The organism is Vibrio sp. 10N.261.52.A1 (assembly GCF_002876325.1).
Classification (GTDB): Bacteria; Pseudomonadota; Gammaproteobacteria; order Enterobacterales; family Vibrionaceae; genus Vibrio; species Vibrio chagasii.
Genome location: NZ_MCYD01000763.1, coordinates 1 through 12,794 on the forward strand (window position 1 = coordinate 1; position 12,794 = coordinate 12,794).

Annotated in this window: 10 protein-coding genes; 2 read left to right on the forward strand and 8 right to left on the reverse strand. The window is 44.7% G+C overall.

The window, feature by feature from the left end; translation table 11 throughout:
* The first annotated feature begins 480 nt into the window (after positions 1–480).
* Positions 481–975: a methylated-DNA--[protein]-cysteine S-methyltransferase gene (locus BCT81_RS15750; RefSeq protein WP_102425041.1), complete on the forward strand. Its 495-nt coding sequence runs from the start codon at positions 481–483 to the stop codon at positions 973–975.
* Between the two features lie 550 nt (positions 976–1,525).
* Here BCT81_RS15750 and gpmM read toward each other — a convergent pair.
* Entirely contained in the window at positions 1,526–3,058 is a 1,533-nt protein-coding gene (gene gpmM, locus BCT81_RS15755) for a 2,3-bisphosphoglycerate-independent phosphoglycerate mutase (protein WP_102425042.1), read from the reverse strand.
* A gap of 350 nt (positions 3,059–3,408) precedes the next feature.
* Between gpmM and wecA (BCT81_RS15760) the strand changes: the two genes are divergently transcribed.
* Positions 3,409–4,473, forward strand: a complete 1,065-nt coding sequence (gene wecA, locus BCT81_RS15760) for a UDP-N-acetylglucosamine--undecaprenyl-phosphate N-acetylglucosaminephosphotransferase (protein WP_102425043.1) — start codon at positions 3,409–3,411, stop codon at positions 4,471–4,473.
* 122 nt (positions 4,474–4,595) lie between these two features.
* Here the strand turns inward: wecA (BCT81_RS15760) and cysN are convergent, their stop codons facing one another.
* The 7 genes from cysN to BCT81_RS15795 all read right to left on the reverse strand — a co-directional run bounded on the left by cysN (position 4,596) and on the right by BCT81_RS15795 (position 12,793).
* On the reverse strand, positions 4,596–6,005 hold the full coding sequence (gene cysN, locus BCT81_RS15765) for a sulfate adenylyltransferase subunit CysN (protein ID WP_102425044.1): 1,410 nt from the start codon (positions 6,003–6,005) through the stop codon (positions 4,596–4,598).
* A gap of 98 nt (positions 6,006–6,103) precedes the next feature.
* Positions 6,104–7,063 (reverse strand): acetyltransferase, encoded by a 960-nt coding sequence (locus BCT81_RS15770; RefSeq protein ID WP_102425045.1) that lies wholly within the window; start codon positions 7,061–7,063, stop codon positions 6,104–6,106.
* Positions 7,063–7,710 (reverse strand): adenylyl-sulfate kinase, encoded by a 648-nt coding sequence (gene cysC, locus BCT81_RS15775; RefSeq protein WP_102425046.1) that lies wholly within the window; start codon positions 7,708–7,710, stop codon positions 7,063–7,065. The genes BCT81_RS15770 and cysC overlap by 1 nt, the downstream gene beginning before the upstream one ends.
* A 6-nt stretch (positions 7,711–7,716) precedes the next feature.
* On the reverse strand, positions 7,717–8,631 hold the full coding sequence (gene cysD, locus BCT81_RS15780) for a sulfate adenylyltransferase subunit CysD (protein WP_102425047.1): 915 nt from the start codon (positions 8,629–8,631) through the stop codon (positions 7,717–7,719).
* Between the two features lie 19 nt (positions 8,632–8,650).
* Positions 8,651–10,390 carry an SLC13 family permease gene (locus BCT81_RS15785; RefSeq protein WP_102425048.1) on the reverse strand — a complete coding sequence of 580 codons (1,740 nt, stop codon included), beginning with the start codon at positions 10,388–10,390 and terminating at the stop codon, positions 8,651–8,653.
* Positions 10,391–10,678: 288 nt separating this feature from the next.
* A complete protein-coding gene (wecA, locus tag BCT81_RS15790; RefSeq protein ID WP_102425049.1) occupies positions 10,679–11,782 on the reverse strand; it encodes a UDP-N-acetylglucosamine--undecaprenyl-phosphate N-acetylglucosaminephosphotransferase in 1,104 nt (367 codons plus the stop codon).
* 249 nt (positions 11,783–12,031) lie between these two features.
* Positions 12,032–12,793 carry a sugar phosphate nucleotidyltransferase gene (locus BCT81_RS15795; RefSeq protein ID WP_241908222.1) on the reverse strand — a complete coding sequence of 254 codons (762 nt, stop codon included), beginning with the start codon at positions 12,791–12,793 and terminating at the stop codon, positions 12,032–12,034.
* Between the last annotated feature and the right edge of the window lies 1 nt (position 12,794).

The window sequence follows — 12,794 nt, forward strand, 5'->3', positions numbered from 1 at the left end:
CGCAGTAGGGAATCTATTCTCCATTGCTAATGCCGCGTTGTTTGAGATTCCAGACACTTCGTCCCTCAGTTCTGGAATGACGGTTTAGAGCAGATAAGAGTTGCGAGATTCGGGATGCGAAAACATGTACGGTTCTCATTCTGTTCGTGAACCGTTTACTCGAATCACGCCCTCGATCTTAAGCTCTTCTCATCTCGCTTACTCGTATCCCGTATCTACCCTTTGTTCAACCACGTCATTCCCTATAGCGAGGAACGAGCGCAGTAGGGAATCTATTATCCATGGCTAATGCCGCGTTGTTTGAGATTCCAGACACTTCGTCCCTCAATTCTGGAATGACGGTTTAAGGGATTGCAATATATAAAGCGGATACGAGATTCCGATGTCGAGATGCGAGAAGATTTAAGAGCAGATGAGAGATTCGAGTATCGAGATACGAAGTGCTTTAGAGTAGAAAAAGACTAAAAGGAGGAAGATGACATGGAAAGCAGTACTTACAAAATGCTCTACGAAGCACCGATTGGTAAGATGATCATTGTTAGCAATGGCGAAGCAATTATTGAAATAGACCATGTAAACCATGATGAGACTATAACTTGCAATCCCGATGAATTATGCATCAAGGTATCTCGCCAGCTAGACGAGTATTTTGCTGGTCAGCGAACTGAATTTGATTTGCCATTGAGAGCAATAAAAGGTACAGACTTTCAAAAATCAGCTTGGCAGGCTCTCACTTCTATTCCTTATGGCGAAACTATTAGCTATGGCGAACAAGCAAAGAGAATGGGCAACCCCAAAGCAGTGAGAGCGGTGGGTGGTGCGAACGGCAAGAACCCGTTTAGTATTGTAGTTCCATGTCATCGAGTGATAGGTGCCAATGGCACATTAACCGGCTATACCGGAGGCATGAACCGCAAAGAGTGGTTGTTGGATTTTGAGCGTTCAATTGTAAAGAAAGATGAAAGTAGCAAGTGACGAGATGCGAAAAACACGTCACTCGATCCCGAACCTAGCCCCTTTAATTACGTCATTCCCTACAGCGAGGGACGAGCGTGATAGGGAATCTCTCTCAATGTACTTAATGCGACACATCAGACATGACATGAGATTCCAGACACTTCGTCCCTCAGTTCTGGAATGACGAGATAGAGCAGATGAGAGTAGAGAGATTCGGGATGCGAAAACATGTACGGTTCTCATTCTGTTCGTGATCCGTTTGCTCGCATCCCGCATCTGCCCTTCAGCTCTTCTCATCTCGCTTACTCGCATCCCGAATCTGCCCTTCAGCTCTTCGCATCCCGCTTACTCGCATCTCGAATCTGCTCTTAAGCACTTCGAATCCCGATTACTCGTACCCCACATCTACCCTTAAGCTCTTCTCATCTCGCTTACTCGCATCCCACATCTGCTCTTACGCTCTTCGAATCCCGTTTACTCGTATCTCGCATCTATTCCTCAAAACCCAGATACAAAAAAACGGCCACACTCGCGTGCAGCCGTTCTGGTATTAGATGAAAGTTAAAAGCTATTTAACTAAAACATCACCTGACATTTCAGCTGGGATTTCTGTACCCGTTAGAGATAACATTGTTGGTGCAAGGTCAGACAGCTTACCGCCTTCTTTGAACTCAACGTCTTTGTTACCTACGTAGATAAGTGGCACTGGTAGGTTAGTGTGTGCAGTATGGATGCCGCCCGTTTCTGGGTTAACCATCATTTCTGCGTTACCGTGGTCTGCTGTGATAAGCAGTTGACCGTCAGCTTCTTTGATTGCTTCAACCACTTTACCAAGACACTCGTCTAGAGATTCTACGGCTTTAACCGCTGCATCGTAAACGCCAGTATGGCCAACCATGTCACAGTTAGGGAAGTTACAAACGATAGCGTCGTATTTGCCGCCTTTGATTGCTGCAACTAGCTTTTCAGTGAGTTCTGGAGCGCTCATTTCAGGCTGTAAGTCGTAAGTTGCAACTTTTGGAGAAGCAACAAGTTGACGCTCTTCGCCTTCGAACTCGTCTTCGATACCGCCATTGAAGAAGAAAGTCACGTGCGCGTATTTCTCTGTTTCTGAAATACGTAGCTGCGTTTTACCTTGCTTAGATAACCACTCACCGTAAGTGTTCTCTAGAGAAGCCGGTGGGAATGCACATAGCAGTGGGATATCAGCAGCGTATTGAGTCAGCATCACGAAATCGATAGCTGGGAATACGTTACGCTCAAAACCAGCAAAATCAGCAACGAATGTGCGAGTGATTTGACGAGCACGGTCGGCACGGTAGTTCATGAAGATAACTGCATCGCCATCTACAATCGCAGCAGACTCTTCACCTTCAGCTTTAATTTCAGTCGCTTTTACGAACTCATCATTTTCGTCACGAGCATAAGCGGCTTCTAGGCCAGCAACTGCCGTGTCGAATGTGAACTCTGCTTTTGCTTCAGTTAGCAGCTCGTATGCAGTTTGAACGCGATCCCAGTTGTTATCGCGGTCCATTGCGTAGTAACGACCAACCAAAGAAGCCACACGACCTTTGCCTAGTTTAGCGAACAGATCTTGGAAGCGTTGTAGAGAGTTTTCTGCGCTGCGTGGCGGCGTGTCACGGCCATCTAGAAATGCGTGTAGGTAGATTTTCTCTGCGCCACGCTCTGCTGCCATTTCAACTGCTGCGTAGATATGATCTTCATGAGAGTGAACACCACCTGGTGACATAAGACCCATGATGTGAACCGCTTTATCCGCTTTCACAGCTTTGTCGATAGCATTCACTAGCGCTTCAGTTTGGCCGAACTCACCGTCTGCAATTGACTTAGTAATACGAGTAAGATCTTGGTATACCACACGACCAGCACCGATGTTGGTGTGACCCACTTCAGAGTTACCCATTTGGCCATCAGGTAGGCCTACATCCATGCCAGAAGCAGAGATTAGCGTGTTAGGTTGGTTAGCAATAAGACCATCTAATACTGGTGTCTTAGCGTTCGCGATAGCGTTGTCTTGGTTGTCTTCACGGTAACCGTAACCGTCAAGGATCACTAGAGCCATTGGCTTCTTAGCTGACATAGGACTGACCTCGTTCAATTCAAAATAAATCGGTATAAAAACAAATTAGCGTAATTTTACTACAGTTTACAGTCAAAACTGTAGCGGAAGATCAAGAAACGTCTCAGGTAGGCGGGGCGGATGTGAAAAAAAATATCATTTTGTGTTCAAGACTCCGAGGCAACATTAGGGATTAGACAGCGCATAACAACGCAATACTTACACTAAATATGAGCCTTGGCGCACATTTAAAAATGTAGACTTCGTTCCAAAAAAGTGAACACATCATACTCAACCAAGTGTACATATTGATAGTTTTAACGTAAGCTACACGTAAATAAAAACCATTAAAAATTTGGCTAGAGTTCATCATGTTATTAGAGCTATCATTTGTTGGCTTATTCTCCTTTTCGTCGCTCTTTGTTATGCGAAAAGCAGCAAAAGCCGTCGGATTAGTAGATAAACCCAACGAACGAAAACTGCATAACGGAGCGATCCCACTCGTAGGCGGAATCGCAATCAGCTTATCGATAGCCCAGTTCATACTCACTCACCCCAATGTGATACCGCATAGCCAACTTTTTTTAGCTTCTATCGCAGTGCTTATCGTTATCGGCGCGCTCGATGATAAGTTTGATATTAGCTTCAAAATTCGGCTTGTCGTTCAAGCAATTCTTTCCATTTGCATGATGCACTTTGCCGATATTCGCCTAGAAAACATTGGCAATATTTTTGGCATAGGTGAATTACATTTAGGATTCTTAAGCCCGGTCGTCACAATACTTGCGGTGATTGGAGCTATTAACGCGTTCAATATGGTTGATGGTATCGACGGCCTATTAGGTGGGCTCGCTATCGTCACCTTTGCAGGTATCGCCATTTTGCTAAAAATCGATAGCCAACACGGCCTAGCGTATTTGTGCGCCGTATTCATTGCCGCGACTATCCCTTATATCTTGATGAACCTCGGGCTTCTAGGCCGAGAACGCAAAGTGTTCATGGGCGATGCTGGCAGCATGATGATTGGCTTTACTGTCATCTGGCTACTGCTTGGTGCCAGCCAAGATCCTTCTGAAGCGCTCATGCGACCGATCACGGCGTTATGGCTGATTGCTATTCCGTTAATGGACATGGCCGCTATCATGTTTAGGCGAGTAAGACGTGGCGATTCCCCATTCAAACCCGATCGTGAACATTTACACCACATTTTCCAGCGCCTTGGTTTTACATCACGCCAGACGCTGGCCACCATTTGTTTGATCGCCAGTGGCTTTGCCAGCTTCGGGATCTACGGTGAGTTCTTGGGGATATCTGAATCAACCATGTTCATCCTGTTTATGCTTTGCTTCGTTTCGTACACCGTCGCAATGAGCTATGTTTGGCGTATCACAAGCTGGATTAGAAGTTGGCGCAACCTTCCCGAGAAAGTGTATTAATTTACATAAAGGTAGGCTTTAAACTACAGCTCAAGGTTTGTAACGAATCGAGAAACAAAAATGGCCAAATTCACAATATGAACTTGGCCATTTTTTATTCTATGACAATGTGGATTTTCACTTTATATTTCAGTACACCCCCATTCAGGGAAGTGTTTACGTACATACGCATTCAAGTCTTTCTCTGCTTGAGAATACACACGACCTTGCTCTTCACTTCCATTTACCACAGTTTCAACCATACCAGCACCGACAGTCACATTGGTATGGCGGTCAATCACAATAAAAGCACCGGTTTGCGGTAAGGCTTTATAAGTGTCTACGGCAATCTTATCAGTCAATGAAATCTCTGACAGTGCAATTTCATTCAGTTCCAAAGACTCACTATTTTCTGCATGTTGTTCTAGCGTATTCACATCAATCTTATGTGGGATTGCGGTCACTTTGCCCGTACACGATTTGGTCGCAAACTTAAAAGTATACTCTTTGTGCGTGCGCATTGGGTTTTCATCCATCCACACCACATGCGCTTGCACTTTATTGGTCACATTTGGCTCATGACCGTTGTGTACAAGCATGTCACCACGTGACACATCGATCTCATCTTCAAGCGTTATAGTAATCGCTTGACCAGGACGTGCGGTTTCGAGATCACCATCAAAAGTATATATTGATTTGATACGCGATTGTTTGCCGGAAGGCAAGGCTGTAACTTCGTCACCTACCTGAACAAGTCCTGAGGCCAGCGTACCACAAAAACCACGAAAATTAAGGTTTGGACGGTTAACATACTGCACAGGGAAACGCATACTATTAAAGTCTTTACCTTGGCCTATTTTCACCGTTTCCAGCAACTTCATTAACGTAGCACCCGGATACCAATCCATAGCTTCACTTGGTGTTACTACATTGTCACCATTTAATGCAGAGATAGGCACAAAACGAATATCATCGATATCGAAATTCTTAGCCATCTCACGATAATCGGCCTTGATCTTTTGATAAACATCTTGACTGTAGTTCATCAAGTCCATCTTATTGATAGCTACTATGATATGTTTGATACCCAACAAGCTGCAGATGTAGCTATGACGACGAGTTTGCGTTTGAATACCGTAACGAGCATCAACCATTACAATCGCGAGATCACAGGTAGATGCCCCCGTTACCATATTACGCGTGTACTGTTCATGCCCCGGAGTATCAGCGATGATAAACTTGCGCTTATCCGTAGAAAAGTAGCGATATGCCACATCAATGGTAATACCCTGCTCACGCTCTGACTGAAGGCCATCGACTAACAGCGCCAGATCGAACTCTCCATCGGTGGTATTAAACTTCTGGGAATCTTTCTCTATCGCTGCCATTTGATCTTCGTATATCAGCTTTGAATCATAAAGCAGACGACCAATCAATGTAGACTTACCATCATCGACATTACCGCACGTTAGAAAGCGCAGTAGGTCTTTGTTTTCATGGACCTTTAAATATCCTTCGATATCGGTTGCGATTAGCTCGGAGCTATGAGACATAACGCTCTCCTAATGTATTCACCGCTTCGGCTTTCCTGCCCAAACGTAAATTCTGTTGTTAGCCCACACAGAGACCTAGGTGGGTATTGATTATTTCATTACTGGTAGAAGTCACTCAGCACTTGAGTAAACGTTTCAACGTTGTCTTTTGGCAATTGATTGATGCCAGCAGCGGCCTTACGCCCTCCTCCAGTCGGGAATGATGAACAAATCTCATCGGCGCCGAAACGATTATTCAACGGCGCACGCACGCTCACTGTGTAATCTTCACCATTTGCGTTTAGTGTTAACACAGCGTGAGCTAATTCGGGGTTTTGATTGGCAAGCTCATTACCAAAAACGCCACTGATGCGTCTCGCCCAAGCTTCACACGGTAGTTCAAACACTCTACATAGCGCGTCGACATGGGAAGGCTCAATGTTAGTCACCTTCGCATGGTCGTTGGCATAACCTGTTTTTAATACGTGATACGGTGAATTTTCATCATCAAGCAATACAAGCGGATCTTCAAATTCGCTCAACTGCCGATACAGTTCTGCAGGCTCGATATGCAAATCACCAAGGGTTGCACCATAACCGTTGTAATTAATTAGTGTGCCAAGCTCTTTTAGAAACTCAGTCTCTGAGTCGGTCAAACCAATCTCTTGTGCCAGTTTTTGTGCTGAAACAGACAGGTTGTCACCAAACGCTGCCGCCACCGCCCACTTAGCATATTGACCATCAAGCTTTTTGTTTATAAGTAAACTAGTACACACTTCAGCATCAAGGTCGATCAGCGCTTCAAGCTTGTCAGAGTTTGGGATATCGCCGCTGCGGTGGTGGTCGCAGTAAAATACGGGAATATCCTTTGCAAGCAAACTTTCCAGCTCAAGCAGATTCTTCTCCATGGATATGTCGAGCGCGGTAACCGAAATCGCTTTTTCCGCGTCCACTTGCTTAAGCAGTTTGATGTCACGCTTCACACCCGTGACGAGAGTCGACTCTTTTGGCTCTGCAAAGCGAAGTTGCAGTAGCGCAATGATGCCATCAGCATCGCCATTAAATACATCGTAATGCATTACGCTTCATCCTTTAGGTTCAGATAGCCTTTCTTCTCAAGCTCACTTACAACATAGTCAGCGCACGCTTCAATACTTAGCTTCTCTGTTTTAAGATGAATCTCGGGATTCAAAGGCGCTTGGTATTCTGAATCGATGCCAGTAAAGTGTTTAATTTCACCGGCGCGGGCTTTTTTATACAAGCCTTTCGGGTCACGTTGCTCGCACACTTCAAGAGGCGTATCCACAAACACTTCAAGAAATTCACCGTCTTGCATTAAATCACGCACTTGCTTGCGGTCTGAGATAAAAGGAGAGATAAACGCGGTCAAGACAATGTTGCCTGCGTCCACAAACAGTTTCGCCACTTCACCAATGCGGCGGATGTTCTCTATACGGTCAGTATCTGAAAAACCTAAGTCTTTGTTGAGGCCATGGCGCACATTGTCACCATCGAGAAGATAGCTGTGCTTGCCCATTTGCAATAGTTTGCTTTCCACCGCATTGGCCACGGTGGATTTACCTGAGCCACTCAGACCAGTAAACCACAAGCAAACTGACCGTTGCTGTTTTAGAGCAACGCGCTCTGCGTGAGTCACCGTCGAGTTGTGCCACACCACATCCGCTGATACCGAGTCGTGATCTTTACGTTGATAAGGAGTTGTCATGACAGCTTAGAAGTACCCTTCGCGTTTTTTCTTCTCCATCGATCCCGAACTGTCGTGGTCGATAGCACGGCCTTGACGCTCTGAAGTCGTCGTCAGCAGCATCTCTTGTATTATTTCAGGCAACGTTGCTGCTTCAGATTCCACAGCCCCTGTAAGTGGGTAACAACCAAGAGTACGGAAGCGAACCATTTTTTCTTCAACAACCTCGCCTTCTTTTAGCTCCATACGCTCATCATCTTTCATGATAAGCATACCATCACGCTCAACAACAGGTCGCTTAGCAGCAAGGTATAAGCCAGGGATTTCAATATTCTCTAGATAGATATATTGCCAAATATCGAGCTCAGTCCAGTTTGAAAGTGGGAATACGCGAATACTCTCGCCTTTATTCACCTTGCCGTTATAAATGTTCCATAGCTCAGGGCGTTGATTTTTAGGGTCCCAACGATGGTGTTCATCACGGAAGGAGTAAACACGCTCTTTTGCACGAGACTTCTCTTCATCTCGACGTGCTCCGCCAAAGGCCGCATCAAAACCATGCTTGTCCAACGCCTGCTTCAAGCCTTGCGTTTTCATGATATCTGTATGTAACGAACTACCATGTACAAACGGGCTGATGTTCATTTCTACCCCTTCAGGGTTTTGATGAACAATCAACTTCATTCCTAACTTTTGGGCCATATAGTCACGAAACTCGATCATCTCCTTAAATTTCCACGTGGTATCAACATGCATCAATGGAAAGGGAGGTACGCCCGGAGCAAACGCTTTTTGCGCTAAGTGCAGCATCACAGACGAGTCTTTACCTACGGAATACAGCATCACAGGGTTATCAAACTCAGCAGCCACCTCCCGCATGATATGAATAGACTCAGCTTCTAATTGTTTTAGGTGAGTCATTCGCTCTGGAGAAACATTCATTTCAAAGGAGTCCTTAAAATTACAATCCAATAAAGGCAGGAATTGCGATTAACACAATCGCGCCATAAAGCAGGCACATAGGAACACCAACTTTAACAAAATCTTGTAGTTTATACTGCCCGGCATTAAACACCATCAAGTTAGTTTGATATCCATACGGGCTAATAAAGCTGGCACTCGCGCCAAATGCTACTGCAAGTATATACGCTTGAGGGTTTGCCGATAAACTTGAGGCTAACTCAATTCCAATTGGAAGAACCAGCGCAGCTGCTGCATTATTAGTGACAAGTTCTGTCATCAACCAAGACAGCAAATAAACTACAATCAACCCAGTGAGTGGTGTAAACAAATAATCATATGAATGAACAACGTATTCTAAACCACTCAGAGCACCACTATTCGTTAACGCCTGAGACAAAAGAAGGGCTGAAGATATAATCAACCAAATGTTTTTAGGTAAACGGTATATAACTTCACTTGCAGTTAAACACCCAGATAGCAATAGCGCACCTAATAGAACTAACATGACTTTAAACAGAGAGACTATTCCCAGCGCCGCTAGCAAAATTGATCCGAGAAAACCAACAACCGCCAGTTTTTCCTTCCAACCATCAAGACTCTGCTCTGTTTCGACTTCGCTCAGCAAGTAAAAATTCTTACGTATATTATTTCTCGAATAATAATCGCCCCCCACAGCAAGGACCAAGTAGTCTCCAGCCTTAAGTGTCACTTCACCTAGCTTACCCGATACCGGCTCTCCGTCTCGCTTGATCGCAACCACCGCGGCATCAAACAAAGCACGAAAACCAGAGTGCTTTAGTGTTTTTCCAATCAAATGGCTTTCAGGACGAATTACCACCTCAGATAGGTTATCAAGAGGGAGTCCATTATCACTTGCAAACAACGATAAACCATCAAATTGAGTTAAGGTAGTGACTTTTTTAACATCTCCACTAAACAGCAAGCGATCATGAGGCTGTATCACTTCCAGAGGTGTAACAGGAGATATCAAACGCCCATTTCGTAAAATCTCAACCAAGAACAACGACTCTAGGTGTCGAAGGCCATTTTGTTCAACTGTTTTACCAACCAAATCAGATAGAGCAGACACTTCCGTATCAATAAGATAATCACGAATTTCTACATTGCCTCTACCACGCTCAGGCAACAAGGGACTAAGAATGAAAAGTAGAACACCGCAACCTAACACTAAACATAAACCAACAGCGGTAAAATCGAAAAAATTCAAACTTGGTAAGCCAGAATCAATTACTAAGCTATTTACGATTAAGTTAGTTGATGTTCCGACTAGGGTTAGTGTGCCACCTAATATAGCCGCATAGGAAAGAGGCAGAAGCAGCTTGCTGGCTTTATGATGAGGGTTATTGCGAATTGGTGCCAACATTGTTGAGACAACCGCGGTGTTGTTCAATATGGCCGACGAGAATGTTGTTAAACTAAACAAGCGAAGCCAAGTGAGCCGGTAATTCGACCCAATCACATAGTTAGTAATAATACGCAACAGTTTAGTCTTCTCCAGTGCCACCGAACAAATCATCAACAGCATTAGTGTAAGCAAACCTTTATTGGAAAAACTTTGAATCACTTGCTCTGTGCTCACCAGCGAAGTTACTAACAAAGTCAGTAATAACACACCAAACACTTTATCAGAATGAGACTGATAACGAATCAAGCCAAAAACGGTAGCAACGAATAAGAAAATCACCTGCACTGCAGGGCTTATTAACCAATCAAGCAAAATGAATGCTCCGAATAAACGCACTAGGGTATAAAAGCACAATAGACTCGACAGCCTATCATGTTGAACATATCGAGTTAAGTGTACTTGTATTGTATCGATAACCTGAATAGAAAAGGGCCCAATCTAATATCGAGATTGGGCCCTTTTGCTTGTGATAACTGAGAGATGACAACTTAAAACAGAATTGGCAGAGGAACACCAACAGATATCGATGGATAAAAAAGACGATAGATGAAGCCTTACCGGCGCACATGAGAATGCTGGTATTTCTACATTCCCATCACCTTATAATACTGCTGTTTCCTCTGGTTGTTTTTCCTCTAGCTTCTTCCACTTTCTTACAATCTTCGCCATCTTAAACGAGTGTGTCATTGCGTAGGTGTGGAATGAGAAACACGCCACAATAGTGTAGAACATTACGAATTCTAGCACCTGGAAGTACTCTCCCAATAACCCCAAGGTTGAATAAAGCAATTGCACTAAGCAGATCACCACTAACGACTCACGAGGACTAAAGCCGATGCGTTGCATAATGTGGTGGAAATGCTCGCGGTCCGGTTTAAATGGAGAGTGCCCTTTACGAATGCGGCGGATCATGATCGCCATCATATCGATCAAAGGCACTGCAATTAGCCATAAGGCTGTCACTGGGCGAATAATATAGTGCCCTTCTTCGGACTGCGTGCCACCAATCAATACCCAAATCACTATAAAGCCGATCATCATGCTGCCCGCATCGCCCATGAACACCTTACGCAGCTTGCCAAAGTAGCCCAAGTTGAACAGAACAAAAGGGAATAACATGACCACCATGACCGCCATAAAAAAGGCATAAAACTCAAGTTCATAAGCAAAGAACACCACCCCTAATGAGGTAAACACCACCATGCTTAAGCCGCCTAACAGGCCATCAATACCATCAACCATATTAAAGGCATTAATCGCAGCAATCACGGCGATCACCGTAATCACGCTGTCGAGCACCACAGGGAAATCTAACACACCAAACCCGAATACATCGCCAACGTGAGAAAGGGTTAACCCGGTGTAATGCATAATCACCATCGCCAACATCGCTTGTACGCCCATTCTGAGCTTAAAGCTGATGTCAAAACGATCGTCCGCCACCCCAACCAGCACTAACACAGTTAAACACGTGGCAGCTATCTCTAGGTTATTGAACTGCTCTGCATTCACATACAGAAAGTACAACAAGGTAATGCATAACGAGATGCCCCCAACTAAGGGAACTACGCCTTCGTGGTGCTTTCTGGCATTGGGTTTATCGGTTAGGCCAATCGCATAACCGACTTTGCGCATGCAGTACAGCACAGCAAGGGAAATAAAGAAGAACATCGAGAGTTCGATGAGATACTCAAACAGTGACATCAGGGAAAGCCTATTATTGGTTTTTGTTTTATTGCTTTATTGCTTTATTGCTTTATTGCTTTATTGCTTTATTGCTGAAGAATGGTCGAATAGCGAATTATGGCAAGGCGCATGACTTTAAAGCTTGCCATTTAACGCCATTCTTTAAACTATTAGCTACAGGGCATTGGAATAGGGGAAGGAGAGTAAGGTGGTGAACCTAATTGATGAAATAACCTTTCATACCACGATTCACCACAGCCTAAAGTACTATTTCTTTTCTGTCGCCGTTTGGTCTATTTCCGCTTTGCTGCCTTTAAGGTAGACGTTTTGGTAACAGTAGTTTGTCGCTTCAATGTAGCCATCGACGCTGCCACAGTCGAAACGCTTACCTTTAAACTTGTACGCAATCACACACCCTTTTTTCGCTTGCTCTAGCAGCGCATCAGTAATTTGGATCTCGCCGCCTTTGCCTGGCTGAGTCTCTTCCAAAATATCAAAGATGTCTGGCGTGAGAATATAACGGCCAATAATGGCAAGGTTGCTTGGCGCTGTGCCTTGCTCTGGTTTCTCGACCATATCGGTAATGCGAATCAAGTCATCACTCAAATGCTCACCCGCAATCACACCGTATTTGTGGGTTTCCGATTCTGGTACCTCTTCAACCGCAACAATGGAGCAACGGAACTGGCGATACAGTGCTGCCATTTGTGCCAGCACACCTTGGTCTTCATTAATGCAAAGGTCGTCGGCCAATACCACTGCAAACGGGTTATCGCCCACCAGTTCTTTGCCCGTTAAAATGGCATGCCCTAGCCCTTTCATTTCACGTTGGCGAATGTAGGTAAATTGAGCGGAGTCGATCAAGGAACGAATGTCATCCAGCAGAGGCTCTTTGTTGGTGCCTTGAATTTGGTGCTCAAGCTCGTAGTTCTTATCAAAATGATCCATCAATGAGCTTTTACCACGGCCGGTCACCACCGCCATGCTGGTCATACCCGCTTGAATGGCCTCATCAACGCCGTATTCAATC